A 24,945-nucleotide genomic window follows, 5' to 3' on the forward strand; every position below is an offset into this window, starting at 1 on the left:
GTCGCGTCTATATGTGGTCGTGATACGACACGATCCAAACGGCAATGCGACAAATTTTGCCTAGCTGGTTACAGCCAAAAGGGCCGCCCGGCAATGGTGGGGTTCTTCTGTCGGCCCTGTTACCCCGGCTATACCCATCAATGCGCGGGTTCCCCGCGGTCGATGACACCCAGATCGTCGGTTTCGCGCACATGGCGCAGCATTTCCTCGGCCCGGATCGCCTCGCGCTGGCGGCTCCACATCGAAGCGTAGAGGCCGTTCTGCCCCATCAGCGAGCTGTGCGTGCCGCGTTCGGCGATCTGCCCTTCCTTCAACACGATGATCTCATCCGCGCCGATGACGGTGGAAAGGCGGTGGGCGATAACCAGCGTGGTGCGGTTCTTCGAGACGATGTCGAGCGCGCTCTGGATTTCCTGTTCCGTATGCGTATCGAGCGCCGAGGTGGCTTCGTCGAGAATGAGGATCGGCGGCGCCTTGAGGATGGTGCGGGCAATCGCCACGCGCTGTTTTTCCCCGCCGGAAAGCTTCAGACCGCGTTCGCCGACCATGGTGGCATAACCTTCCGGCAGCTTGCCGATGAAGGCGCTGATCTGCGCCGCATCCGCTGCCGCCCTCAGTTCCTCATCGGTGGCCGAGGGACGGCCATAACGGATGTTATAGGCGAGTGTGTCGTTGAAGAGCACCGTATCCTGCGGCACCATGCCGATCACCGAGCGCAGGCTCTTCTGCGTCACATCGCGAATATCCTGCCCGTCGACGGTGACGGAGCCTTCCTGAATATCGTAAAAACGATAAAGCAGCCGCGAGATCGTCGATTTCCCCGCACCCGAAGGGCCGACGATGGCCACCGTCTTGCCCGCCGGCACGTCGAAGGAAACGCCCTTCAGGATCGGTCTTTCGGGGTCATAGGCGAAATGCACGTCGCGGAAGGAGATCGCGCCCGGTCCGGCTGCGAGCGGCTGTGCATCCGGCCTGTCGGTGACTTCCGCCTCCACTTCCAGAAGATCGAACATCTGTTCGATGTCGGTCAGGCCCTGGCGGATTTCGCGATAAACGAAACCGATGAAGTTGAGCGGCACCGAAAGCTGCAGCAGCAACGCATTGACGAAGACGAAATCGCCGATGGTCTGTTCGCCGCGCTGAACGGCAAGCGCCGACATCACCATCATGACGGTGGAGCCGATGCCGAAGATCACACCCTGGCCGAAGTTCAGCCAGCCTAGCGAGGTCCAGATGGAGATCGCCGATTTTTCGTAACGCTCCATGGCGACGTCGAAACGCCGCGCCTCCATCTCCTCATTGCCGAAATATTTGACGGTTTCGAAATTCAGAAGCGAGTCGATCGCCTTGGTGTTGGCGTCGGTGTCGCTGTCGTTCATGGCCCGGCGAATGCCGATACGCCAGTTGCTGGCCCGCACGGTGAACCAGATATAGGCCCAGACCGTGATGACCGTGACGAGCACATAGGAAAAACCGTAGGAGGCCCAGAAGATGATCGCCGTCAGCAGGAATTCGATGAAGGTCGGCGCGGTGTTGAGAATGGTGAAGCGGACAATGGTTTCGATGCCCTTGGTGCCACGCTCGATGACCCGCGACAGTCCGCCGGTCTTGCGCTCCAGATGGAAACGCAAAGAAAGCCGGTGCATGTGCACGAAGGTCCTGTAGGCGAGCTGGCGCACCGCATGCTGGCCGACGCTGGCGAAAAGCGAATCGCGAAGCTGGTTGAGCCCCACCTGGATCAGCCGCGTCAGATTATAGGCGATCACCAGTGCGACGGCGCCGAGCAGGAAGGCGGGAACAAGCCCGGCCATGTCCAGCCGGCCGTTCAGCGCATCGGTCGCCCATTTGAAGAAATAGGGAACGGAGATCAGCACCAGCTTGGCGACGATCAGGTACACGGTGGCCCAGATCACCCGCATCTTCAGGTCCCACCGTCCCTCCGGCCACATATAGGGCCAGAGATTGATCAGCGTCTGGGTGGGATTGCTGGAATCCGCCGAAATGGTTTTTTTCTTCGTGGCCATCATTCGCTCCGGTCACTGCCGGAAGCCGACAGCAGGGCGGCGGCTTTGGTCAAGCCGCCGCGCGTGTCACAGATAGGGTCGTTGCGGGTTCACCGCAACGCTTCAAATGCTCAGGAGCCGCTCTTCAGCCGCTTGCGGTGAAGTTCCTCCGCATTCGGCAGCGCCTCTTTCGGCACGCCGAAAATCTGGCCGGGTTCGATCAGATCGGGGTTTTTGATCTGGTCTTCGTTGGCAAGGTAGATTGTGGTGTAACGCACGCCCTGACCGTAGACGCGACGGGAAATCTGCCACAGCGTATCGCCACGGCGGATGATGACGCTGTTCTGGCTCTCGGCCAGCGGCGCCTGCTCGAAGGTCTGCGGGCCGGCGGGCGCCTGTGGCGCGGGAGCAGCGGGTGCCGTGATGTGGAGTTCCGCCAACCGGCTTGCCAGCGAGGCAATACCCTTGCCGATTGCCGCCACATCGTTCGGCCATGCTTCAACGGATGTCAGCAACTGGCGCGCCTTGGCGGTGATATCGCCCGCAAAAGCGGTGAAGGCGGGTTCGGTCGCGGCTGCGGTGCGGAATTCCGAAAGCGACTTGAGACCGATGACGACGGCGGAGCGACCGGCAATGGCCTGATCGAGCGCCGGCGTGGCCTGATCCTTGTAAAGATTGGAAAGAATGCCGAAGGCCTTGGCGACATCGGCGCGCAGCTTTTCGAAAGCGGCGCGGTCGCTTGCCGTGCTCTGGTTTTCGGCCGGCGCCGCAGTCGCGGTCGCTGATGACGAAGCGGCCGGTGCCTGCATGGCGACGGTTGCCTGATCGGTCCGCGGCCGCTCGAAGGGAACGCGCACACGCACCTTCGCGGTGCCGTCGGCATTCAGTTCCTCGACGGTGATGATGTGGCTGCCGACGCTAAGATCGACATCGCCTTCGACGACGAAATGACCGGAGGCTTCCGTGATGCTCTTGCCGATTTCCCTGTCATCGACCAGTGCGCGCACCGTCGAACCGGCGGGCGCGGAACCCGCGACGAAAATCTTCGATTCCTCGAACTCGACGGCGGTGACCTGAACGCTCGACGTCAGCGGGGCCGTAGCGGACGGAACCGCAGTACCGGCGAGCGGTGCGGAAGCGGTGTTGGCGCTGGGCTCAGGTGTTGCCGCAGGCTGCTGCGACGGCGCGGCTTGCGGCTGAAGCGCCGGAGGAGCCGCCTCCGGCATGGCCAGCACGCGGCTTGCCTTGCCGGGCTTGGAAACCATGGCCAGAAGCTCGCCCGTCTTGCCGTCAGGCACGGAAACCGTTGCCACTTCTTCGGATTGCGTCGCCTTGCCGCTGGCATCGGTCGAACGCAGCACCAGCTCGTGATCGCCCGGGGGGAGCGGATTGTCGAAAACGGCGGCGAAATCGCCGGTGCCGTCGATGGTCGTCTGGGCAACCACCTTGCCGTTGCTTAAGATTTCGAGCTTTGCGCCGGGCTGTGCCTTGCCGGCAATCACGGCCGAACCGTCCGGCTCGACGCGCAGCACGTCGAAAGTCGGCGTGGCGGCAGACGATTGTGCCGCAGGTTCGGGCGCGCCATCGTCGGTGCCGGCGAAAACGCCTGCCAGACGACGCACCTGTGCTGCCGCCGCCGCCGCATTCTCGGGCAGGCCGCGCAGGAACGCCGTGGTGCGTTCGGCGGCCGTGCGGGCGGTGGTGATGAGCCGCGACGTCGTTTCGTCCAGCGACTCTGGAATTTCGATATTCGTCAGTTCCTTGAGCGAGGTCTCGACCTTCTTGCGCGCCGCCGCGAAATCAGCGTCGGAGGGAACCTTGCTATCGGCGAAAAGCGTCGTCAGATCCTTGATCGACTGGGTGGCGGAAGCCGCCAGCCGCCCCACCTTGTCGGCGATATTGGCGGTTTCCTCGGCGGCGTCGGAGAGGATGTCGCCCGCCTTGTCGGCGCCCATTTCAACGCTGTTCTTCACGGCGTTGCCGGCTTCGTTGATGGCGTCGCCGATCGGTTTGCCGTCGTTTGAAATCCGCGGCAGGACGAAAAAGATCATGAGCAGGGACGCAACGCCCAGCACGATCAGCGCCAGCAAACCGGCCTTATTGTTTTTCATCCTGGAATCTCCGGGTATTTCAAGCTTTTCACACGAGTTGAGATTGCTAGCGTCTTACCTTGCGCCAGACAAGCGGCGAGTGGCCAAAAGGCCATATTTGCAAGGGATTTCCCAAATTTTCTTGACGTGCCGCATCGCACATAGTTCCTTCCCTTCATGACGGACAAAAATACAGCGATTCGATCCATCTGCGTTTATTGCGGCTCCCAGCCCGGACGTGATCCGGCCCATATGGAAGCGGGCCGCGCGCTTGGGAAATCCATTGCCGAAAACGGCATTCGCCTCGTCTATGGCGGCGGCACCAAGGGCATCATGGGCGCGGTTGCCAGCGGCGTTCTTTCCAATGGCGGCGAAGTGACCGGCATCATACCGGAATTTCTGGTCGATATGGAGGCGACGCGCCATTCTCTCGGACAATTGAACGAGCTTGTCATCACCAAGGACATGCATGAGCGCAAACATATGATGTTCGAGCGCTCCGATGCCTTCGTGACATTGCCGGGCGGTGTCGGCACGCTGGAGGAGATCGTCGAGATCATGACCTGGGCGCAGCTCGGCCGCCATGCCAAGCCGATGGTCTTCGCCAATATCAACGGTTTCTGGAACCCGATGCTGGAACTGGTGCAGCACATGCGCGATCAGGGTTTCATCCACCGCGCGCATCTTCTCAACCCGCTCGTCATCGACGAGGTGAAGGATATCGTGCCCGCCATCATCGACCGGGCGCTGGCGCAGCAGAACCCGGAAGGCGATCCTTCGGTGATTTCCCGCCTCTAGGCCGGGATGGCGAAAAGCGTAAGCGGTTTTCGCCTTAAATCCCGGTCTGTTCATCCTGATCGGCGTGACGATTGTTAACGGCCGCCCGGGCGGCTCTTTACAATTTTAAATGTATATTAATACAGATTTAACGGCGGCCTCGCACCGCCCGCTCTTTTCATGGCCCTGCGACTGATCCTGTGCCAGCCTCAATAAGGCGTTGGTTGTCGCGGAATTCGTTTCGCCGCCATGAGAGTGGGTGTCATCGGGAAATGATTGCTTTTGTGGTGCGGCTCAAAAGCCGGGCGCATTTTATTATTCAGAGAAATTCCGCGCAGGGCAGGGAGACGCTCCTCGGTTCCGCCGCCCGCCGCAGGGTCGATGCGCGCATGAGGCTCGGCATCCTGATCGCCGTCTTCGCTGTCATCTATGCCGTTGTCGCCGCGCGTCTCGTCCAATACGGCCTTGCCGAACCGGTTGTGACCGCATGGATCAATACCGGCGCCAACGCCGTCGCCTCCCGGCCGGATATTGTCGATCGCAACGGCACGCTTCTGGCGACCGATCTCAACATGGTCTCGCTCTATGCGGATCCGCGCCGGATCGTCGATCCGGATGAGGTGGTGGAGAAACTCGCGACCGTTATCCCCAATCTCGACTGGCGTGAAACGCACCGCCGGCTGCGCTCGGATACCGGCTTTCAATGGCTGCGACGCCAGCTGACGCCCCGGCAGCAGGCGGATATTCTCAATCTCGGCATACCGGGCATCGGCTTCCGGCCGGAAAAGCGAAGGTTTTATCCGGGCGGCCCCACCGCTTCTCACATTATCGGCCACGTCAATGTCGACAATCAGGGGCTTGCCGGCATGGAGCGTTACCTCGACCAGCAGGGCCTGGCCGATCTGCGCGCCGTGGGTCTTGCCAGCGGCGCGCCGTTGGAGCCGGTGCGGCTCTCCATCGATCTCAGGGTACAGAACATCGTCCGCGAAGTGGTCGTGAAGGCGAAAAGCGCCTATCAGGCCGAAGCGGCAGGCTCTGTGATCCTCGATGTGGAGACGGGCGAGGTGCTGGCCATGGCCTCCGTGCCGGATTACGATCCGAACGAGCCTTCCCGCACCCTTGCCGATGGCAGCATCGACAAGGAGTACGAAAAGGGCTGGTTCAACCGGATGAGTAACGCCACCTTCGAAATGGGCTCCACCTTCAAGAGCTTCACGCTCGCCATGGGGCTGGATGCCGGGGCGATCACGCTGGGTTCGGTGGTGGATGCGTCGCGGCCGATCCGCATGGGCGGCTTCACCATCAAGGATTTCAAGGGCCGGAACCGGCCGCTCTCCATTCCGGAAGTGTTTCAATATTCATCGAATATCGGCACGGCGGCGGTGGCCGACAAGGTTGGCGTCGAAGGCCATCAGCAATTCCTGACGAAGCTCGGGCTTCTCACCCGGATGGACACGGAAATGCCGGGCGTTGCCACGCCCACCCAGCCGAGAAACTGGAAGAAGATCAATTCCGTCACCATCTCCTTCGGCCATGGCGTCGCCACCACCCCGTTGCAGACGGCGGTGGCCGCTGCCGCGCTGATCAATGGCGGCAACCTGATTTCGCCGACCTTCCTGCCGCGTTCGAAAGAGGCCGCCGCATCGCTCGCGCGCACCGTCATCAACGACAGGACGAGCGCCGATATGCGTTACCTGTTCAACTGGAACGGCATCAAGGGTTCCGGCCGTGGCGCGCAGGTGGAAGGATTTCATGTGGGCGGCAAGACCGGAACCGCCGACAAGGTGATCAATGGCCGTTACGCCAAGGATATCAATTTCAACGCCTTCGTGGCCGGTTTTCCCATGCACAAGCCGAAATATGTCGTGCTGACGATGATCGACGCCCCGCGAACCGGCGTGAACGGCGGGCGCACGGCGGCCTCCACCGCAGCCCCCATGACCCGCGAAATCATCGCCCAGACGGCAGGTCTTCTCGGCGTCAAACCGCGTTTCGGTTATGATGCCAACCCGCAATTGCTGGTGGATTATTGACGCCACTTCTCCTCATTCCCGTGATGAGCAAAGGAATGAGGGAAGCGGCTCTGATTACCGCTTGAGCCGCAGCAGGCTGGAGCCGGTATAGATCGCCAGCGCCACCCAGATCATCGCAAAGGCTGCCATGCGCACCATGTCGAACGGCTCCTTGAAGACGAAAATGGCGATGAGGAAGATCATCGTCGGCGCGATATATTGCATGATGCCGATGGTCGACAGCCGCAGCAGTTTTGCGCCATTGCCATAGAGGATGAGCGGCACGGCCGTGATGAGCCCGCTTGTCGCCAGAAGCCAGGTATCGGCGGAATTGCCGCCCATGAAATGCGCCTGTCCGTTGAAGGCAAGCCAGATCATTACCAGTACGGCGGGGATGGACAGAAGCATGACTTCCAGCAGGAAGCCCTGCGTCGCGCCAATCGGCAAAGTCTTGCGGAAAAAGGCGTAAAAACCCCAGGACACGGTGAGTGCGATGGACACCCAGGGCAGGCTGCCCGCATGCCAGGTGAGGATCGCCACCGCCAGCGCCACAAGACCGATGGCGGCGATCTGCGCCGGATAAAGCTTTTCCTTGAGCAGAACCGCACCGAGGAAAATACTGAACAGCGGATTGATGAAGTAGCCAAGCGCGGCATCGAGCGCGCGGCCTGCGCCGATCGCCCAGATATAGACGCCCCAGTTGATGCTGATGAGGATGGCCGTCAGGCTGGCCATCGCCAGCATCTTCGGGGTTCTGAGCGCGGTTCTGATTTCCGCCGTGCGCCCCAGCGCAATCAGCACGACCGCCGCAATCGGCACCGACCAGACGACACGATGGACGATGACCTCGATCGGCGAAATATGCGCAACCGCCTTCATGTAAAAGGGAAGGAACCCCCAGAGCAGATAAGCGGAAAGCGCGAAAGCAAAACCGCGCGCGCTGTCGCCGCCCTCCTGGGCCGGGAGCGATTTGTCGAGTGCCATGGGGAGTACCGCCAATTGTTCGGATGGCGTTTTATAACGGATCGCCACAGTGGCGGCCAATTCATTTCCGTGAAGGGTTCATGAGAAAAACTGCATGAATAAAAGGCGCGCTGCCCTTGAAATGGGCTGCCCCGCGACAGCAGGAAATGATTCACGCAGGAAGCCCCGCGTGAATCATTGTCTTATCCGGCCGTTGCAAGGCGCTGAAAGGACTGGTTATTTCCCGGCAAAACGGTCGTTGGCGCGGATCAGTTGGTCAAGAATGCCCGGCTCGCTCATCGCGTGTCCGGCCGCCTCGATGATGTGGAAATCCGCCTTCGGCCAGGCCTTGGCCAGTTGCCAGGCATATTTCAGCGGGCAGGGCATGTCATAACGCCCATGTACGATGACGCCGGGGATATCTTTCAGTTTGCCGGCGTCGCGCAGCAATTGCCCTTCCTCCAGCCAGCCGCCATTGACGAAGAAGTGGTTTTCGATGCGGGCGAAAGCAATGGCGTATTTATCCTCGCCGAAATCCTCGACCCGGTCGGGATCGCTGACGAGCGAGATGGTCGCCCCTTCCCACTGGCTCCATGCCTTGGCGCATTCGAGTTTCTTTGCCTCGTCGGCGCCAGTGAGATAGCGGTTATAGGCCTGCATCATCTCGCCGCGTTCGGCTTGCGGGATGGGCGCGATGAATTTTTCCCACCGATCCGGATACATTTCGGAAACGCCGAACTGGTAATACCAGTCCAGTTCCGGTCTGGTGACGGTGTAGATGCCGCGCAGAACCAGTTCGCTGACGCGGTCGGGATGGGTCTCGGCATAGGCGAGCGCCAGCGTCGAGCCCCAGGAACCGCCGAAAACCAGCCATTTTTCGAAGCCGCAGAGTTCGCGCAGCCTTTCGATATCGGCAACAAGATGCCATGTGGTGTTGGCTTCAAGCTCCGCATGCGGCGTGGAGCGACCGCAGCCGCGCTGATCGAACAGGATGACGTCGTAAAGGGCGGGATCGAAAACGCGGCGATGCGTGGGGTTCACCCCGCCGCCGGGGCCGCCATGCAGGAATACCGCCGGTTTCGCACCGCGTGTGCCAACCCGTTCCCAACAGATCGTATGGCCGTCGCCGACATCGAGCATGCCGGTCTCGAAAGGTTCGATCTCGGGGTAAAGGCCGCGCAATTCTTCGCTCATGGGTCATCATCCTTCGCTGGCCATTCGGCCGTATCATGGTCCGGGTGCTGGCAATTGCTCACCCGAGGGGGAGGGCTATCCGTTGCAGGTTCCGGCTCGACCGGCAAGCCATCGAGTGCGCCGAACCAGTGCATTTTGCCGGCGAGATTGGATTGCGCCTCGGGCCTTACCCGCTGCGGCTCGTCCAGCGAACCGAGGGTGATATTGATGAAATCAGCGCCCGGCATGTCGTAGAACAGCGGCGTGCCGCATCGGCCGCAAAAGCCGCGACGCACGTGATCGGAGGACTGGAACCATGCTGCTTCGCCGCGGGTCATTTCAAACTGCGTAAGCGTACTTGCGGCAAGCGGCATGAAATAATTGCCCGATGCCTTCTGGCACATGCGGCAATGGCACAGATGCGGATAACGAAGACCGCCTCCTATCCGATAACGCACCGCGCCGCACTGGCATCCACCGCTAAAACCCTCGGCTCCGCTCATGCGCGCTCGTCTTCCGGCGGCCAGACCTGGGTGTCGTGATCCGGGTGCTGATAGGAGGTGATTTCCGCCTCGTCCACGCCTTGCTCCACGGCGGGCTTGCCGAACAGCTGCTCGATCCACGGCATGCGCTTGTGGAAATTGACCTGCACCTGCGGCTCGATCCGCTCCGGTTCATCGAAGGCGCCGATGGCGATCTCCACGCCGCCGGGATAATGGTAGGTCAGCGGCGTGCCGCATTTGTTGCAGAAACCGCGATGGATTTTCCCCGAGGAGCGGAAGAGGGCAGGCTGGCCGCGTGTCCAGGTCAGATGCGCCTGATCGGCGCTGACCAGCGCGCCGAAGAAATTGCCGAAATGTTTCTGGCACATGCGGCAATGGCAGATGGAGGCCCGGCCGAGCTTGCCCGCATGGAAACGCACCGCGCCGCACTGGCAACCGCCGGAAAATCCCGCTTCGCTCATCATCTCTTCTCCGGTGGCCAGTTTTCAGTGTCGTGGTCGGGGTGCTGGTAAGAAACGAGATCGGCGAGGTAATCCACCTGCGTCAGGTCGTCCTCGGTGGCAACGGCAGGCAGCGTGTGAAGCGTGTCGACGAAATCGATCTTGCGCTCCACGCCCCACTGAATGGTCGGCGGCAACGCGGCCGGATCGTCAAAAGCCCCGGCCGCCACCGCCACACCGTCAGGCGCCTCATAGGTCAGCGGGGTTCCGCATTCAGGGCAGAAACCGCGCTTGACGACACTGGAAGACTGGAAGCGTTTCGGCTCTCCCCGGGTCCATTCAAACTGCACGCCGCGCACCGAAACCAGCGGCGCGTAATAGGCCCCGAAAGCCTTCTGGCACATGCGGCAATGGCAGATGGAACTGTCTTTCAGTTCACCGGAGGCGCGAAAACGGATCGCGCCGCACTGGCATCCGCCGGTATATGTCGTCATGCTCGGTCCTCCTTCATCGTTCGGATAATGTGGAGACAGACATTGTCGATGTCTCTGAGGATATCCTCGTTCCAGAAACGGAGGACTGTCCAGCCGTCTTCCTGAAGCCGCGCAGTTCTTGCCTGATCGTAGCGCAGTGCCGCTTCAGATGTGTGTTGAGAACCGTCTACCTCAACAATCAGACGATGATCCGAACAGGCGAAATCAACGATAAAGCCGGCAATCGGCATTTGTCTGCGAAAACTTAGTCGTTCAAGGCGATGAGCGCGAATGGCATTCCAGAGCTTCAGCTCGGCATCCGTCATGACTTTACGCATCTGCTTCGCATATTTGCGATGCATCGGATCTACGTCTGCATGCGGCATGATTTGGCTCGCTGTTTAGTACCTCAACTCAGATTGGTTGAGGTAACTCAAAACCGCAAGCGGATTGTGGTGACCGTCGGGCCCCCCTCTGCCCTGCCGGGCATCTCCCCCACAGGTGGGGAGATCAATCGCGGTAACCGCTCGCCTAACTCTGACGCTGCGGATCGAGCGGGGAGTGTGCTTCTAGCCGATCTCCCCACCTGTGGGGGAGATGCCCGGCAGGGCAGAGGGGGGTAAGCCGCAAGCCGCAGCAGTAAATTACCGCTTCAACTCCCACGTCGTCGTCCGCTCCCCGGTCTCCTTGTCCTTCCCATCCTTCAACTGAATGCCCTTCTCGGAAAGCTCGTCACGCAAACGATCCGCTTCCGCAAAGTTCTTCGCCTTCAACATTTCCAGACGCAGCTCAACCAGCGCATCGACAGCCGAAACGATGGCCTCGTCCATTTCCGCCTTCTTCGGCAGGACACCCAGCAGGGCAGCACTGGCCGCAAAGGCGGGCAGCCTGGATGGGTCCAGATTGGCTGCATGCGCCAGCGCATGCAGCGCCTGCACGGCGGCAACCGTGTTGAGATCGTCGGCAAGCGCTTCGAGCACGGTTTCATCCGGTGCAGCATCGGAGGCTTCCGCCGCTGGCCATTTGGCGAGCAGGCGTTCGGCTTCTTCCAGACGCTTCACCGAAAAATCGATCGGCTCGCGATAATGCGTCATCAGCATGGCAAGGCGCAGAACCTCGCCCGGCCATTTCCGGCCGCCGAATTTCTCCGTGTGCAGCAATTCGTAGATCGTCACGAAGTTGCCCTCGGACTTCGACATTTTGCGGCCTTCCACCTGCACGAAGCCATTATGCATCCACACATTGGCCATGACATGCGTGCCATTGGCGCAGCGCGATTGCGCAATTTCGTTCTCATGATGCGGGAAGATAAGGTCGAGCCCGCCGCCGTGAATATCGAAGACTTCACCGAGATAGCGACCGGCCATGGCCGAGCACTCGATGTGCCAGCCCGGACGGCCGCGGCCCCAGGGGCTTTCCCAGCCCGGTTCATTATCCGAGGACAGTTTCCACAGCACGAAATCGCCGGGGGTCTTCTTGTGGGCTTCCACCGCCACGCGCGCGCCGGCCTGCTGCTCGTCCAGCGGCCGCTTGGAAAGCTGGCCGTAATCGGCCATCGAGCGGGTGTCGAACAACACCTCGCCGCCGGCAGTGTAGGCATGGCCGCGGGCGATCAGCCTCTCGATGAGGTCGATCATTTCCGCGATGTAGTCGGTGGCGCGCGGTTCGACGGTCGGCGGAAGGCAGCCGAGCGTGGCCACATCTTCATGGAACTGGTCGGCGGTCTTTTTCGTCACCGCATGGATGGCGTCGTTCAGCGGCAGATGCGGATAATCCCTCAGCGCCCGCGCGTTGATCTTGTCGTCGAGATCAGTGATGTTGCGGGCATAGGTCACGTGGTCTTCGCCAAAGACGTGGCGCAGCAGCCGGTAGAGAACATCGAACACGATGACAGGGCGCGCATTGCCGATATGGGCAAAATCATAAACCGTCGGGCCGCAGACATACATGCGCACATTGTCAGCGTCGATCGGTGAAAATTCCGCTTTTTCGCGTGTGAGTGTATTGTGAAATTTCAGGCGCAAGGACATGCGGCAGTTCCCTAAAGGCAGAATATTATCCTGGCCGGAACGTTTATCTTTCTTGACCTTGCGGGAGACGAAAACGATCTGGCCGGTGGCGAACCAGCAAAAAAAATCTCAGCAGCAGGTGCAGATCATCGTTCTCATATCTTGCTTTATGGCGCGGCGGTGCGGCCCGGTCAAGAGCAACCGTGGTGGCCTTATCGCCGCCCCGAGCGGAAAATATTCACTCCGGCTGGCGGTAGTCCACGAATTTTCCCTCGCGCACGAGGAAGAGTTTGCCGGTTTCGGTCAGATCGGGCGAGGCGAGCGGAAGAATGGCCGCGGCCACCTCTGATGGATGCGGCACGGTGGCCGGGTCTTCGCCGGGCATGGCCTGGGCGCGCATCGCCGTGCGTGTCGCACCGGGATTGATGCTGTTGACGCGAAGCGCGCTCTTCTGGGTTTCCGCCGCCCAGGTGCGGGCCAGCGCTTCGACAGCCGCCTTGGAGGTGGAATAGACACCCCAGAAGGGGCGACAGCTATGGGCGGCGCCCGAAGACAGGATCAGCGCGCGGCCGGCGTCCGACTTCAGAAGCAGCGGTTCGACCGAGCGGATCAGCCGCCAGGTGGCGGTGACGTTGATGTTCATGACCCTTTCGAAGACCTTCGCCTCGATATGTCCAACCGGCGAGATGACGCCGAGAACGCCGGCATTGGCGACGAGAATATCGAGCCTGCCCCAGCGCTCGAAGATATTCGCGCCCAGCGCATCGATGGCTTTCATGTCGGAGAGATCGAAGGGAACGAGCGTCGCCGTGCCGCCGACGGCCTTGATGGCGTCGTCCAGCTCCTCAAGGCCGCCCACCGTGCGGGCGCAGGCGATGACATGCGCGCCGGCCCTCGCGAGTTCCAGCGCCGTGAAATAGCCGATGCCGCGCGAAGCGCCGGTAACGAGAGCGATGCGGCCCTTGAGATCGATAGTCCCCTTCAGATCGATAGTCATTGTCTCCCCCGAATTGATTGCGCTTCCTTCTACGAAGCGCCGCTGGCTTTTCGCAAGCGATCATATCGTCGCATGCGAGGGCCTGAACAAAAGGCAAGAAAAAAGCGGCCACCGGAAGCCGGATGGCCGCTTTGTTTAAGGCGTATCAGCCGTTGCTGGCCAGCATGGAAATCTTGCTGCCCATCGCCTCGCCATTCTGGTCGAGAAGGCGGGTCGGATAGTCGCCGGTGAAATAATGGTCCGTGAACTGCGGGCGGGCCGGGTTGCGGTTTTCGCCGCCCACCGCACGGTAAAGCCCGTCGATGGACAGGAAGGCCAGCGAATCGGCGCCGATATATTTCGCCATCGCCTCGACATCGGCATATTGGTTGGCGAGCAGCTTGTCTGCATCCGGCGTGTCGATGCCGTAGAAATCCGGGTGGAAGATCATCGGGCTGGCGACGCGGATATGAACTTCCTTGGCGCCCGCCTCGCGGATCATCTGCACGATCTTCACCGAGGTCGTGCCGCGCACGATGGAATCGTCCACCAGCACCACACGCTTGCCTTCGATCATCGCCCGGTTGGCAGAATGCTTGAGCTTGACGCCGAATGCACGGATCTGCTGCGTCGGTTCGATGAAGGTACGACCGACATAATGGTTGCGGATGATGCCGTATTCGAAGGGAATGCCGCTTTCCTGCGCAAAACCAAGTGCTGCCGGTGTGCCGCCATCGGGAACCGGAACCACCACATCGGCTTCCAGCGGGGCTTCCTTGGCCAGGTTCATGCCCATGTTCTTGCGCGTCGTATAGACGTTGCGGCCGCCGACGACGGAATCGGGGCGGGCGAAATAGACATATTCGAACAGGCAGAGACGCTCCGGCTGCGGCTTCGAGGGCTTGCGCGCATCGATGGTGATCGAACCATCAGGCTGGATTTCGCAGATGATGACTTCGCCGTTTTCAACGTCGCGAACGAACTTCGCGCCGATGATATCGAGAGCGCAGGTTTCCGAGCAGAAGATCGGCTTGCCGTCCAGCTCGCCCATGACCAGCGGGCGGATGCCGATCGGGTCACGCGCGGCAATCAGCTTGGTGCGCGTCATCGCCAGCATCGAATAACCGCCTTCCATCTGGCGGATCGCATCGATGAAGCGATCGGCGGTGGAGGAGTGGCGCGAGCGGGCGATGAGGTGCAGCACGACTTCGGTATCCGACGTCGACTGACAGATGGCGCCCGTCGCGATGATCTGGCGGCGAAGCGTCAGGCCGTTGGTGAAGTTGCCGTTATGGGCAATGGAAATGCCGCCTTCTTCCAGCTCGGCAAACAGCGGCTGCACGTTGCGCATCGCCACTTCGCCGGTCGTGGAATAACGGGTGTGGCCAATGGCGATCGAGCCGGGCAGGCGGGCAAGGGTTGCGGGATCGGTATAATGATCGCCGACGAGGCCCATATGGCGTTCCTGATGGAAGCGTTTGCCATCGAAGGAGACGATGCCTGCTGCTTCCTGGCCGCGATGCTGAAGCGCATGCAGGCCGAGAGCGGTCAGCGCCGAGGCGTCGGCATGGCCGAGAATGCCGAACACGCCGCATTCTTCATGCAGCGTGTCGCCGTCGATCTCTTCCTTGAAAGTGGCCCCAGGGAACGGGGAATGCGAAAGCGGCTCAATCATCCGGCTTGCCCTTGCTCTCTACCGAGAAAAAAAAGAAAGACCTCTCCGGTGAGTATTTCCCCCGGTCGGTCCGTCTGTGTCGTGCTTGATATTTAGCACAAATAGCGCGCCTTGCATGCATTGCAAGGCGCGACACTGTGTCAATTATTCGTTGCCGGCGGATTTGTTGCCGGCACATCTTCTGCAGGCGCCTGCGTGGCTGCCGGCTCCTGTGGTTTTCCGAGGATGCGGGCGCGGATCTGCGGCTCGATATCGTCAGGCAGAACCGCTTCCAGCTTGCCCACCAGCCCGTCGAGGAAGGGCTTGGACTTTGCCTGCGTCACCCATTCCGGCTGCGTCTTCACATCCACCAGCCAGTTCCAGAAGGCGACCGCGACGACCAAAAGCAGAATGCCGCGCGCCGCGCCGAACAGGAAACCGAGCGTGCGATCCAGCGCGCCGATGCGGCTGTCGATGATGAAATCGGCAATGCGCGAGGTGATGAAGGAAATCACGATAAGCGAAACGAGGAAAACCACGCCTGCCGAACCGGCAATGGCGATCTTGTCGTCATCGGTATAGTTGCGCGCATAGGGCAGCAGGACCGGATAGAGATAATAGGCGGCGGCGACCGAACCGCCCCAGCTCGCAATCGACAGAATCTCGCGTGAAAAACCGCGCACCATTGCAAGAAGGGCGGAGAAAAGAACAACGGCGATGACGATGCCGTCGAAAATTGTAATGGGCATATACCAACTCCGGAGGTGCGACGCCTTGTCAGACGCTGCCTTGCCAATTTTGCGATCCTCTTACACCACTGTTTCCCTTGGCGAAAGGATCAATATTCGTCGTCCTCAACCTGTTTGAACCGGTTGCCGGAGCCGGCGATGCGGGCCACGAGGTCCGGAAGGCTTTCGATTTCCGTCCAGCGTCCCTTGCCGCCTTTCGGCAATTCAGCCGAAGCAGAAGGCAGAAGTGCGGCGGAAAAGCCAAGTTTTTCAGCTTCTTTCAATCGCTGGCCCGTATGCGAGACCGGCCGAACCGCACCCGACAGGCTGATTTCGCCGAAATAAACACAATCGGCGGGCAGGGCAAGACCGGCAAGCGAGGAAACGAGCGCCGAGGCAATCGCCATATCGGCGGCCGGTTCCGAAATACGGTAGCCGCCGGCGACATTCAGATAGACATCATGCTGGCCGAGCTTCACGCCGCAATGGGCCTCCAGCACCGCCAGAATCATGGCGAGGCGAGAACTGTCCCAACCGACCACGGCGCGGCGCGGCGTACCCAGCGAAGTGGCAGCGACCAGCGCCTGCACTTCGACAAGCACGGGCCGCGTGCCCTCGATGCCGGCAAAAACCGCAGCACCCGGCGACTTTTCGTTGCGCTCGCCGAGAAACAGTTCGGAGGGGTTGGAGACCTCCCTGAGGCCGCGATCCGACATTTCGAAAACACCGATTTCATCGGTCGGCCCGAAGCGATTCTTGACGGTGCGCAGGATGCGATGATGATGTCCGCGGTCGCCTTCGAAATAAAGCACGGCATCGACCATGTGCTCGACCACGCGCGGACCGGCGATCTGGCCTTCCTTGGTCACATGGCCGACGAGCACCATGGTTGCGCCCGTCTGTTTGGCGAAGCGGATCATCGCCTGCACGCCGGTGCGCACCTGCGTCACCGTGCCGGGGGCGGAATCGGCCGTATCGCTCCACAGCGTCTGGATGGAATCGATGATGACGAGATCGGGCCGCTTGCCTTCGGAAATCGTGGCGAGAATATCCTCGACATTGGTTTCCGCCGCCAGCAGCACATCGGTTTCCGCAGCCCCGAGACGCTGCGCGCGCAGACGCACCTGCGCCACCGCCTCCTCGCCCGAGACATAGATGATGCGATGCCCGCGCCGCGAAAGGGCCGCTGCGGCCTGCATCAGCAACGTCGATTTGCCGATGCCCGGATCGCCGCCGATCAGAACCGCCGAACCGCGCACGAAACCGCCGCCGGTCGCCCGGTCGAGTTCGCTGATGCCGGTCGGAATGCGCGGCGCCTCTTCGATTTCACCTGAAAGCGAGGTGAGCGTGACGGGCCGGCCCTTCTTGGGTGTCTTGCCCGGTCCGGAGCCGATGCCACCCATTGGGTCTTCCTCGACGATGGTATTCCATTCGCCGCAGCCTTCGCATTTTCCCGCCCAGCGGGTGTGAACCGTGCCGCAGTTCTGGCACACGAATTGGGTCTTGGCTTTGGCCATTTTGTGTCAGTTTTCTTCTTCTACGTCTTCAGCGCCAATGTGTTGATGGCCGTGGACGATGCGCAATATGCGCAATTCGTTTTCTTTTACACGAAAATAGATGCAGCGATTTTTGTGATTTACGGCACGAAGACCGCTGCTGATCCAGTCACGGGAAACTCCGGTCAGGCCCAGCCGGGCCGTGTCCCGGATTTTCCACTCAATGGCCAACACAAGCTGTTCGCCGGCGACCGGATTTTTGTCCTCCAGAAATTTATAGAGATGAATAAGATCGCGAATGGCCTGCGATGATAGTGAATAGGTGCGGGCCTTTGTCACTTTTCATTTCTGGCGCGTTCGATGATGTAGGCGGTCAGATCATCCTCCGGGGAAAAGGTCACGTAATCACCCCGTTCGAACTCTGCGTCAGCTTCGTGAATCATCTTCCGAAGCTCCGCGAGTCGTCCCTCGTCACTGCTCAACAATTGCAGGCTTGCATGAATAACCGCGTCCGCATCGCTGTAGATGCCCGCCGCCACCTGCTCCTCGATGAACTTCTCGTCCTGCTCGCTCAAATGGATTTCGGGCATTTCGATCTCCTTTTGTTCTCTTCTAGCACAGGTCGCCGCAGCTTTCCAAGGGCTAAAGGCGCTGCTCAGTCGTCGGCCATCAGATATTGCCGCTCGTAACGCAGGCCAAGCCCCGTCAGCATCTCGTAACCGATGGTGCCGGCCGCCCGTGCGGTCTCGTCGACCGGCACATTGGGGCCGAAAAGCTCGATATAGTCGCCGGCACGGATGGCGTTGGCCGGAATATCCGTCACGTCGAAAATGGTGAGGTCCATGGTCACGCGGCCGGCGACCGGCACCCTGTGGCCGTTGACGACGCCATAGGCGCCGCCATGGCCCATTTCGCGCAGCGGAATGCCGGAACCGGAAAGCGAACGCTGATATCCATCCGCATAACCCACGGAAGCGATGGCAAGGCGGCTTGCGCGTTTCAGCAGGAAGGTGCCGCCATAACTCACGGTCTGGCCTTCGCCCGCTTCGCGAATCTGGATGATCCGCGCTTCGGCTGTGGCGACGGGCCGCATCGGGTTCGCCATGCCGTTGACCGCTTCGCCGCCATAAAGGGCGATGCCGGGGCGGGTGAGGTCGAAATGATACTCCGAGCCGAGGAAAATCCCGGCGGAAGCCGAGAGGCTTGATTCGATGCCTTCGAAAGCGGCGCTAACCTTTCGGAATGATTCGAGTTGAACCCTGTTCATTGGCGAGGAAGGCGTGTCGGCGCAGGCGAGATGCGACAGCACCAGAACCGGATCGAAACTTGCCGGCCGCGTCACGTCGTCGGCCAGAAACAGCGCGTCGTCGAGGGGCAGACCGAGGCGGTTGAAGCCCGTGTCCACATGCAGCGCGCAGGGGTGATCGCCCCGCTCGGCAACCGTCGCCATCCAGAAGGACAGTTGTTCCTCGGAGGCGAGAACCGGCACGAGATCGTTGTCGAAGACCTGCCGTTCCTGACCCTGCCATATGCCTGACAGCACGAAAATGCGCGCTTCCGGGGTATAGGAGCGCAGGGTCGCACCCTCGGCCACCGTCGCCACGAAGAAATCGCGCGCGCCGGCATGGTAGAGGGTGGCGCCGCAATCCTCGATACCGAGACCATAGGCATCGGCCTTGACGACAGCCGCCGTTCGCGCCCTGCCGGAACGCTTCTTCATGTCCCGCCAATTATCGGCGAGCGCGCCGAGATCGACGGTCAGCCTCAGCGGCGCGTGCTCGAAAGTGTCGGTTTCGTTTTCGGGAAAGCTGTCTTCGAAGTCGTCTGTCATGCCATGCGTCCGGTTGGTTGGAACCTCGCGGACCCTACAGCATCGGCGCAAAAATCGTTATCGATTTTTGCAAAGCACGATGCGTAGATTCAAAGTGTTAGAGCTTCATTCCCGCACATTTGTGGAAATGTGCGGGAATGAAGCGCGGGCACTTTTGTTCAAGACGGTACCGGTCGATTGGTTTAAACTCGTTCCATGCACAATGTTTCGCAGGAACAGGCCATAGATGTCATGCCGGTTGCGACGACGGAAACCACGCGTTTCTGGCGTGACAGGCGTTTTGGCGGCATGGAGTGCCTGAGCGCGACTTTTCTGACCCATGAATATTCCCCGCATGCGCATGATACCTTCTCGATCGGCGCGATCGAAAGCGGTTCGCAGATCTCCACCATTCAGGGCACCACCGAGCAGACGGGGCCGGGGCATCTTTATCTCATCAATCCGGATGAGGTTCACGATGGCGCACCGGGCGGCGGCGGTTATCGCTATCGGATGATCTATCCCGATATCGTCTTGCTGCGCGATATTATCGAGGATGTGACGGGCAGGGCCTTTCACGGCACGCCCTCCTTTCCAAGATTTCTGCCGCGCGATCCGCAGATGGCGGCGGCTTTCCAGATGGCGCATCGGCGGCTGGAGGAGAAATCCGGCGCTCTGGAGGCGGATGAGGGTATGTTCTCGGTTCTTGCCGCCCTGTTCGGCAGGCACGGCAGCGCCATTATCCTGCCCGTCGAAACACGAGAGAAAACGGCGGTTTATACCGCCCGCGACTATCTTTCCGACAATTACGAGACCGATATCGGTCTTGAGGAACTGGCCTCCATCGCCGGTCTCAGCCGCGCGCACCTCATTCGCGCTTTCAGGAAAGAGTTTCACATCACCCCGCACGCTTATCTGACGGATGTGCGCATCCGCAGGGCGCGCCGGCTTCTGCGCGCCGGCGAGATGCCGGCCGAGGTGGCGGCAATGTGCGGTTTTGCCGACCAGGCGCATTTCACCCGGCATTTCAAGGCCCGCACCGGCGTCACACCGGGGCAGTTCCGGATGGCCTGAGTTCAAAGCCCGCATTTCCGTTCGGAAATGTAACAAAAGAAAAAGCGACGCTTCAGCGGAAAACCGCCTGACGTCACTTTCGTTCAAGACCGAAGAATGTCGCAAGCGTAATCCCTCTCTTTCGAAAGGGAGAATGCGATGTCCATATCGGGAAAAGGCACGGAATTCAGCGCGGGATTGCGGGCAGCCGCGCCGTTGCTGGTCGCCATGGTGCCCATCGGCGTGGTGTTCGGTGCGGTCGCCATCGGCAAGGGTCTGTCGCCGCTCGAAGCCTCGCTGATGTCGCTGCTGGTCTTTGCCGGCGGTTCGCAATTCGTGGCGATGGATCTATGGACGCATCCGGCAAGCTGGAGCGCACTCGGCTTTGCGGCGCTGCTGGTCAATCTGCGCCATGTGCTGATGAGTGCCTCCATCGCCGGCAAGCTGGATGATTTCAGGGGCTGGCGCAAATATGCCGCCATGCTGGTGCTGACGGATGAATCCTGGGCATTGTCGGAATTTCGTGTCATTGCCGGCCGGTTGACGGCGGGTTTCTTCACCGGCGCCGCGCTCTCGATCTATCTAGTCTGGAACCTTGCAACCCTTGCCGGCGCGCTGCTCGGCTCGGTGGTGGGGGACATGTCGGTCATCGGTCTGGATTTTGCCTTTCCCGCCGTCTTCATCGTGCTGCTCATGGGTTTCTGGAAGGGCAGGGAAACCGGCTTCGTGCTTCTGGCAAGCGCTGCCGCTGCCTGTCTTACCCACGCGCTGGTTCCCGGCGCCTGGTATATCGCCGCCGGCGCGCTGGCGGGTCTGGCCGTCGCCGCCTTCGGCCACGAGGAACAGGCGGAGCAGCCGGCATGACGCTCGATCCGAATACGCTGCTGACAATCCTTGCCATGATGGCGGCAACCGTCGCCACGCGCCTTGGCGGCCTTTTGCTGGTCACTCATTTTACGCTGACACCGCGCCTGAAAAAGGCGCTCGGCGTGGTGCCGCCCGCCGTCCTGATGGCCGTGGTGACGCCGACGGCGCTCGCCAGCGGACCGGCGGAAACCATCGCCTGCGCGATAACCGCGGTTGCGGCGCTGCGCCTCAGCCTTCTGCCGGCCGCAACGCTCGGTGTTGCCGCCGTGGCGCTGCTGCGTGGAATCGGATTGTGAGACAATCCGGTCAAACCGTTGAAAAGATTCCGCCCTTGGGAGCAGAACGGGCGGGATAGGGCGCAAACCCGTTCCATGCGGAATATTGAATGTGAACGGAGTACGATAGTCCGGACTTGAGCAGGCGCTTCCAAGCCGTTATCCAATGCCTGCCGTATCTTTCAAGCAGCGCCGGGCGGGAGAGAGTGATGACAGGCAATCGCGAAGTTGCATTCGGACCGCTTTCCCGAATCTATGCCGAAGACCTGAAGACGTCATGGCCGTCCATCACCTTTTTGCTGCTGACGATCCTGCTCGGGTCTGTTCTCGCCACCGCGGGGCCTTACGTGTTTTCCCGCCTGATCGACGATCTGCCGGATGCGCCGCTGCAATGGATGCTCGGTTTTTCGCTCTATGCGGGCCTGACGGCACTGGCGAGGGGTATTCAGCGCTCCACGCAATATATGTCGGTCATCCATTCGGAGCGGCTGGAATATGTCGCGACGACACGCTTCTTCGAGCGCATCGTCCATAAAAACCCGTCGTTCTTCAACGATCACAACCCGGCGGAAATTCAGGCTGCGCAGACAAGGGGCGCTTCGGCCGCCTCGGCGATCATGCAGATCGGCCTTATTTATTTTGTGCCGGGCATCGCCACGTTCCTGTTCAGCACCCTGTTATTGGGAACGGTCCTCAGTGCGGATCTGGTCGCCATCGTCGTCGTTTACGGCGCGGCCTTCATTGCGCTCACGCTCGCTTCGAACCGCCTGACCACGCCTTTTCTGGAAAAGGCCATCGAAGCCGGGCAGGAGAATGCCGGTTTTGTCGGAAACGCCATCGGCATGATCGAGCCTTTGCGGCACACGGGCAGCACGGCGTGGATGAAGCGTCGCTTTGCGGATAATGCGGGCTCGATCTATCATAACTGGCGGCTTTATTCCCTGCGCCGGATCGGCTTCGTCTTCACCATCTCGCTCGCACTCGCCATGCAGATGGTTATCGGCTTTTATCTCCTGTTGCCGCGTTACGAGGCGGGAGCCCTGTCGATAGGCGATATCGTTCTCTTCAACACGCTTCTGCTTCAGCTCAACATGCCTTTTGAACTGATCGGGCAGTCGATCAGCGAGGCGGTTCGTTCCTTCGCCCACTTCGCGCCCTATGCCCGCATGTGGAATGCGCCGGAAGAGGAGGAACCGCCCCATGCCAACCCGCTGCGGCTATCGGGCAAAGCGATAGAATTCGACGATGTGGGGTTTCGCTACGAAAACGGTCGCGGCGTCGAAGGTGTTTCTTTCACTGCAACGCCGGGACGTATGACCTTCATTATCGGCGAGACCGGTTCCGGCAAATCGACACTCTTCCGGCTTCTGCAGAAAACCATGGCGCCGCAATCGGGTCGTATCACCATCGATGGCACCGATCTGACCGCAATCGGCCGCGACGACTGGTTTGCCGTTGCCGGCATCGTTCCGCAGGAGGTGCAATTGCTGAACGATACGCTGCGCAGCAATGTCGTGCTTGGGCGGGTGCTGGATGAGGAAAAACTGCGCCGCTCGGCTGAGCGCGCCGCGATACTCGACAGGATAGAGGCGATGCCGGAGGGTTTCGATACGATTGTCGGGGAAAGGGGGCTGAAGCTTTCCGGCGGTGAGCGCCAGCGGGTTGCCATTGCCCGTGCGCTTTACGGCGAACCCTCCATTCTGCTGCTCGATGAGGCAAGCTCGGCGCTGGACGAGGAGACGGAGCGGGAAATCATGGACCAGTTAAGACGGGTCGACAGCGATATCACCATCATCGCCATCACCCACCGCCAGAGCAGCATCCGCGCCGGCGATCAGGTCATTGCATTGCCGAGCGGTACAATCGATGAATCGGCTTCTGAGGTGTCAGTCCCAAGCCATTGAAAAGATTCCGCCCCATCCTGAAGCAGGACGGGGCGTTTTTATCGATGGCCGGCGTTGCTGAGCCTCAATGTTCTTCGTACTGGCTGAAGCTCGGATCGGCCAGATCCGTAAAGCGGGTGAATTCGGACTGGAAGGCGAGCTTCACCGTACCGGTCGGTCCGTGACGCTGCTTGGCGATGATGACGTCGGCCGTGCCTTTCACCTTGTCGAACAGGGCCTCCCATTCGGCATATTTGGGATCGGAAATATCGCGCGGCTCCATGTTCTTGACGTAATATTCCTCGCGGAACACGAAAAGCACCACGTCGGCGTCCTGCTCGATGGAGCCCGATTCACGCAGGTCGGAAAGCTGCGGGCGTTTGTCTTCGCGGCTTTCCACCGCACGGGAGAGCTGTGACAGCGCGATGATCGGAACGTTGAGTTCCTTGCCGAGTGCTTTCAGACCCGTGGTGATCTGGGTGATTTCCTGCACGCGGTTTTCGCCACTCTTGCCGGAGCCGGTCATCAGCTGAACGTAGTCGACCACCAGAACATCGAGGCCGCGCTGGCGTTTCAGGCGGCGGGCGCGGGCGGAAAGCTGGGCAATCGAGATACCACCGGTCTGGTCGATGTAAAGCGGCACCTTCTGCATCATCTGGGAGCAGGCGACGAGCTTTTCGAAATCGGCCTCGGTAATGTCACCGCGGCGGATTTTCGAGGAAGATACTTCCGTCTGCTCGGAAATGATACGGGTGGCCAGCTGTTCGGACGACATTTCGAGCGAGTAGAAGCCGACGACGCCGCCGTTCTTGGCCTTGTACGACCCGTCCGGCTGTACTTCCTGCTCATAGGACGCGGCAATATTGTAGGCGATGTTGGTCGCAAGCGAGGTCTTGCCCATACCCGGACGACCGGCAAGCACGATAAGGTCGGAACGCTGCAACCCGCCCATGCGGGCGTCGAGCGAATGAATGCCGGTGGAAATACCGGAGAGATTGCCGTCGCGTTCGAAGGCGGCGCCCGCCATGTCGATCGCCAGCGCCACCGCATCGTTGAAGGACTGGAAACCGCCATCGTAACGGCCGGTTTCCGCCAGCTCGAACAGGCGGCGTTCGGTGTCTTCGATCTGCGCCTGCGGCGGCATGTCGAGCGGCGCGTCATAGGCGATGTTGACGACATCCTCGCCGATCTGGATCAGCGCGCGGCGCAGCGCCAGATCGTAGATCGCGCGACCGTAATCTTCCGCGTTGATGATCGATACGGCTTCCGCCGCCAGACGTGCGAGATACTGCGCCACCGTCAGATCGCCGATCTTGTCGTCGGCGGGCAGGAAGGTCTTGATCGTTACCGGATTGGCGGTCTTGCCCATGCGGATGATATCGCCCGCCACCTCGAAAATCTTGCGGTGCAGCGGTTCGTAAAGATGCACGGGCTTCAGAAAGTCCGACACGCGGTAATAGGCGTCGTTATTGACGAGGATGGCGCCGAGCAGCGCCTGTTCGGCCTCGATGTTGTTCGGCGCTTCGCGGTAATGCGGTTCCGCCGGTTGCGCGGGGGTGATCTTTCTCACAGCGTCGTTCATGGTTTGCGCGATCTCCCTTTGCCTTTGTCCTTGAACCTCGGGTTTGGCTTTCTGGGGCATGGCAGTCAATGATAATGTTGCAACACTCTATGGCAGGCTGACGTCCGCTCTGCGAAGCTCGATCACTTCTTCAGTTGTCCCCAGCAATCCACAGGCGGGTTGGGGACAAGGCGCCGGA

At 60.6% G+C, this 24,945-nt stretch carries 23 protein-coding genes; 6 read left to right on the top strand and 17 right to left on the bottom strand.

The window, feature by feature from the left end; genetic code table 11:
* Nucleotides 1–137 precede the first annotated feature (137 nt).
* A complete protein-coding gene (locus tag ACQZ5K_RS16455) occupies nt 138–2,024 on the bottom strand; it encodes an ABCB family ABC transporter ATP-binding protein/permease (protein WP_448740868.1) in 1,887 nt (628 codons plus the stop codon).
* Nucleotides 2,025–2,134: 110 nt separating this feature from the next.
* Entirely contained in the window at nt 2,135–4,114 is a 1,980-nt protein-coding gene (locus ACQZ5K_RS16460; protein ID WP_448740869.1) for a LysM peptidoglycan-binding domain-containing protein, read from the bottom strand.
* Between the two features lie 156 nt (nt 4,115–4,270).
* Here ACQZ5K_RS16460 and ACQZ5K_RS16465 point away from each other — a divergent pair, with 156 nt between their 5' ends.
* Complete coding sequence (locus ACQZ5K_RS16465) at nt 4,271–4,891, top strand: LOG family protein (RefSeq protein WP_003520687.1); 621 nt, start codon at nt 4,271–4,273, stop codon at nt 4,889–4,891.
* Between the two features lie 251 nt (nt 4,892–5,142).
* Nucleotides 5,143–6,903 carry a peptidoglycan D,D-transpeptidase FtsI family protein gene (locus tag ACQZ5K_RS16470; RefSeq protein WP_448740870.1) on the top strand — a complete coding sequence of 587 codons (1,761 nt, stop codon included), beginning with the start codon at nt 5,143–5,145 and terminating at the stop codon, nt 6,901–6,903.
* A 54-nt stretch (nt 6,904–6,957) separates the two neighbouring features.
* On the opposite strand, the gene rarD is transcribed toward ACQZ5K_RS16470, so the two are convergent.
* From rarD to alr, 14 genes are all read right to left on the bottom strand, one after another.
* The gene (gene rarD, locus ACQZ5K_RS16475) at nt 6,958–7,866 is read right to left on the bottom strand and encodes an EamA family transporter RarD (RefSeq protein ID WP_035237103.1); all 909 of its coding nucleotides are present in this window, start codon (nt 7,864–7,866) and stop codon (nt 6,958–6,960) included.
* A 216-nt stretch (nt 7,867–8,082) separates the two neighbouring features.
* Nucleotides 8,083–9,039 carry a prolyl aminopeptidase gene (gene pip, locus ACQZ5K_RS16480; RefSeq protein ID WP_448740871.1) on the bottom strand — a complete coding sequence of 319 codons (957 nt, stop codon included), beginning with the start codon at nt 9,037–9,039 and terminating at the stop codon, nt 8,083–8,085.
* Nucleotides 9,036–9,521, bottom strand: a complete 486-nt coding sequence (locus tag ACQZ5K_RS16485; RefSeq protein ID WP_448740872.1) for a GFA family protein — start codon at nt 9,519–9,521, stop codon at nt 9,036–9,038. The genes pip and ACQZ5K_RS16485 overlap by 4 nt, the downstream gene beginning before the upstream one ends.
* Complete coding sequence (locus ACQZ5K_RS16490; protein WP_448740873.1) at nt 9,518–9,982, bottom strand: GFA family protein; 465 nt, start codon at nt 9,980–9,982, stop codon at nt 9,518–9,520. The genes ACQZ5K_RS16485 and ACQZ5K_RS16490 overlap by 4 nt, the downstream gene beginning before the upstream one ends.
* Nucleotides 9,982–10,455, bottom strand: a complete 474-nt coding sequence (locus ACQZ5K_RS16495) for a GFA family protein (protein ID WP_080852366.1) — start codon at nt 10,453–10,455, stop codon at nt 9,982–9,984. Before ACQZ5K_RS16495 ends, ACQZ5K_RS16490 begins: the two co-directional genes overlap by 1 nt.
* The gene (locus ACQZ5K_RS16500) at nt 10,452–10,820 is read right to left on the bottom strand and encodes an endonuclease domain-containing protein (RefSeq protein WP_448740874.1); all 369 of its coding nucleotides are present in this window, start codon (nt 10,818–10,820) and stop codon (nt 10,452–10,454) included. Before ACQZ5K_RS16500 ends, ACQZ5K_RS16495 begins: the two co-directional genes overlap by 4 nt.
* Nucleotides 10,821–11,078: 258 nt before the next feature.
* Complete coding sequence (cysS, locus tag ACQZ5K_RS16505) at nt 11,079–12,464, bottom strand: cysteine--tRNA ligase (protein ID WP_448740875.1); 1,386 nt, start codon at nt 12,462–12,464, stop codon at nt 11,079–11,081.
* Between the two features lie 217 nt (nt 12,465–12,681).
* Nucleotides 12,682–13,440 (bottom strand): SDR family NAD(P)-dependent oxidoreductase, encoded by a 759-nt coding sequence (locus ACQZ5K_RS16510; protein WP_448740876.1) that lies wholly within the window; start codon nt 13,438–13,440, stop codon nt 12,682–12,684.
* A gap of 145 nt (nt 13,441–13,585) precedes the next feature.
* A complete protein-coding gene (purF, locus tag ACQZ5K_RS16515; protein WP_003520704.1) occupies nt 13,586–15,094 on the bottom strand; it encodes an amidophosphoribosyltransferase in 1,509 nt (502 codons plus the stop codon).
* Nucleotides 15,095–15,234: 140 nt separating this feature from the next.
* Nucleotides 15,235–15,822, bottom strand: a complete 588-nt coding sequence (locus tag ACQZ5K_RS16520; protein ID WP_035261832.1) for a CvpA family protein — start codon at nt 15,820–15,822, stop codon at nt 15,235–15,237.
* Nucleotides 15,823–15,911: 89 nt separating this feature from the next.
* A complete protein-coding gene (radA, locus tag ACQZ5K_RS16525; RefSeq protein WP_003520708.1) occupies nt 15,912–17,318 on the bottom strand; it encodes a DNA repair protein RadA in 1,407 nt (468 codons plus the stop codon).
* A gap of 6 nt (nt 17,319–17,324) precedes the next feature.
* Nucleotides 17,325–17,636: a type II toxin-antitoxin system RelE/ParE family toxin gene (locus ACQZ5K_RS16530; RefSeq protein WP_448740877.1), complete on the bottom strand. Its 312-nt coding sequence runs from the start codon at nt 17,634–17,636 to the stop codon at nt 17,325–17,327.
* Nucleotides 17,633–17,887 carry a type II toxin-antitoxin system ParD family antitoxin gene (locus ACQZ5K_RS16535; protein WP_448740878.1) on the bottom strand — a complete coding sequence of 85 codons (255 nt, stop codon included), beginning with the start codon at nt 17,885–17,887 and terminating at the stop codon, nt 17,633–17,635. The genes ACQZ5K_RS16530 and ACQZ5K_RS16535 overlap by 4 nt, the downstream gene beginning before the upstream one ends.
* A gap of 65 nt (nt 17,888–17,952) precedes the next feature.
* Complete coding sequence (gene alr / locus ACQZ5K_RS16540; RefSeq protein WP_448740879.1) at nt 17,953–19,128, bottom strand: alanine racemase; 1,176 nt, start codon at nt 19,126–19,128, stop codon at nt 17,953–17,955.
* Nucleotides 19,129–19,323: 195 nt separating this feature from the next.
* On the opposite strand from alr, the gene ACQZ5K_RS16545 reads away from it, so the two are divergent.
* The 4 genes from ACQZ5K_RS16545 (at nt 19,324) to ACQZ5K_RS16560 (ending at nt 23,206) form a co-directional block, all read left to right on the top strand.
* Nucleotides 19,324–20,181, top strand: a complete 858-nt coding sequence (locus tag ACQZ5K_RS16545) for an AraC family transcriptional regulator (RefSeq protein ID WP_448740880.1) — start codon at nt 19,324–19,326, stop codon at nt 20,179–20,181.
* A gap of 138 nt (nt 20,182–20,319) precedes the next feature.
* Nucleotides 20,320–21,024, top strand: coding sequence for an AzlC family ABC transporter permease (locus tag ACQZ5K_RS16550; protein ID WP_125145867.1), 705 nt, complete (start codon nt 20,320–20,322; stop codon nt 21,022–21,024).
* Nucleotides 21,021–21,323, top strand: a complete 303-nt coding sequence (locus tag ACQZ5K_RS16555) for an AzlD family protein (RefSeq protein ID WP_077987773.1) — start codon at nt 21,021–21,023, stop codon at nt 21,321–21,323. Before ACQZ5K_RS16550 ends, ACQZ5K_RS16555 begins: the two co-directional genes overlap by 4 nt.
* A gap of 188 nt (nt 21,324–21,511) precedes the next feature.
* Nucleotides 21,512–23,206: an ABC transporter ATP-binding protein gene (locus ACQZ5K_RS16560; RefSeq protein ID WP_448740881.1), complete on the top strand. Its 1,695-nt coding sequence runs from the start codon at nt 21,512–21,514 to the stop codon at nt 23,204–23,206.
* 64 nt (nt 23,207–23,270) lie between these two features.
* On the opposite strand, the gene ACQZ5K_RS16565 is transcribed toward ACQZ5K_RS16560, so the two are convergent.
* The gene (locus tag ACQZ5K_RS16565; protein WP_003520716.1) at nt 23,271–24,767 is read right to left on the bottom strand and encodes a replicative DNA helicase; all 1,497 of its coding nucleotides are present in this window, start codon (nt 24,765–24,767) and stop codon (nt 23,271–23,273) included.
* Nucleotides 24,768–24,945 lie beyond the last annotated feature (178 nt).

The organism is Agrobacterium sp. 22-226-1 (assembly GCF_053522345.1).

What these genes read in the sequence shown, in the direction of transcription:
- ACQZ5K_RS16560 (WP_448740881.1), top strand. Translation starts at nt 21,512, where the DNA reads ATGACAGGCAATCGCGAAGTTGCATTCGGACCGCTTTCCCGAATCTAT.
- ACQZ5K_RS16460 (WP_448740869.1), bottom strand. Translation starts at nt 4,114, where the DNA reads ATGAAAAACAATAAGGCCGGTTTGCTGGCGCTGATCGTGCTGGGCGTT.
- ACQZ5K_RS16470 (WP_448740870.1), top strand. Translation starts at nt 5,143, where the DNA reads ATGATTGCTTTTGTGGTGCGGCTCAAAAGCCGGGCGCATTTTATTATT.
- ACQZ5K_RS16495 (WP_080852366.1), bottom strand. Translation starts at nt 10,455, where the DNA reads ATGACGACATATACCGGCGGATGCCAGTGCGGCGCGATCCGTTTTCGC.
- ACQZ5K_RS16465 (WP_003520687.1), top strand. Translation starts at nt 4,271, where the DNA reads ATGACGGACAAAAATACAGCGATTCGATCCATCTGCGTTTATTGCGGC.
- ACQZ5K_RS16490 (WP_448740873.1), bottom strand. Translation starts at nt 9,982, where the DNA reads ATGAGCGAAGCGGGATTTTCCGGCGGTTGCCAGTGCGGCGCGGTGCGT.
- ACQZ5K_RS16455 (WP_448740868.1), bottom strand. Translation starts at nt 2,024, where the DNA reads ATGGCCACGAAGAAAAAAACCATTTCGGCGGATTCCAGCAATCCCACC.
- cysS (WP_448740875.1), bottom strand. Translation starts at nt 12,464, where the DNA reads ATGTCCTTGCGCCTGAAATTTCACAATACACTCACACGCGAAAAAGCG.
- ACQZ5K_RS16520 (WP_035261832.1), bottom strand. Translation starts at nt 15,822, where the DNA reads ATGCCCATTACAATTTTCGACGGCATCGTCATCGCCGTTGTTCTTTTC.
- ACQZ5K_RS16555 (WP_077987773.1), top strand. Translation starts at nt 21,021, where the DNA reads ATGACGCTCGATCCGAATACGCTGCTGACAATCCTTGCCATGATGGCG.
- purF (WP_003520704.1), bottom strand. Translation starts at nt 15,094, where the DNA reads ATGATTGAGCCGCTTTCGCATTCCCCGTTCCCTGGGGCCACTTTCAAG.
- rarD (WP_035237103.1), bottom strand. Translation starts at nt 7,866, where the DNA reads ATGGCACTCGACAAATCGCTCCCGGCCCAGGAGGGCGGCGACAGCGCG.
- ACQZ5K_RS16545 (WP_448740880.1), top strand. Translation starts at nt 19,324, where the DNA reads ATGCACAATGTTTCGCAGGAACAGGCCATAGATGTCATGCCGGTTGCG.
- pip (WP_448740871.1), bottom strand. Translation starts at nt 9,039, where the DNA reads ATGAGCGAAGAATTGCGCGGCCTTTACCCCGAGATCGAACCTTTCGAG.
- ACQZ5K_RS16565 (WP_003520716.1), bottom strand. Translation starts at nt 24,767, where the DNA reads ATGAACGACGCTGTGAGAAAGATCACCCCCGCGCAACCGGCGGAACCG.
- ACQZ5K_RS16535 (WP_448740878.1), bottom strand. Translation starts at nt 17,887, where the DNA reads ATGCCCGAAATCCATTTGAGCGAGCAGGACGAGAAGTTCATCGAGGAG.
- ACQZ5K_RS16550 (WP_125145867.1), top strand. Translation starts at nt 20,320, where the DNA reads ATGTCCATATCGGGAAAAGGCACGGAATTCAGCGCGGGATTGCGGGCA.
- ACQZ5K_RS16500 (WP_448740874.1), bottom strand. Translation starts at nt 10,820, where the DNA reads ATGCCGCATGCAGACGTAGATCCGATGCATCGCAAATATGCGAAGCAG.
- ACQZ5K_RS16510 (WP_448740876.1), bottom strand. Translation starts at nt 13,440, where the DNA reads ATGACTATCGATCTGAAGGGGACTATCGATCTCAAGGGCCGCATCGCT.
- radA (WP_003520708.1), bottom strand. Translation starts at nt 17,318, where the DNA reads ATGGCCAAAGCCAAGACCCAATTCGTGTGCCAGAACTGCGGCACGGTT.
- alr (WP_448740879.1), bottom strand. Translation starts at nt 19,128, where the DNA reads ATGACAGACGACTTCGAAGACAGCTTTCCCGAAAACGAAACCGACACT.
- ACQZ5K_RS16485 (WP_448740872.1), bottom strand. Translation starts at nt 9,521, where the DNA reads ATGAGCGGAGCCGAGGGTTTTAGCGGTGGATGCCAGTGCGGCGCGGTG.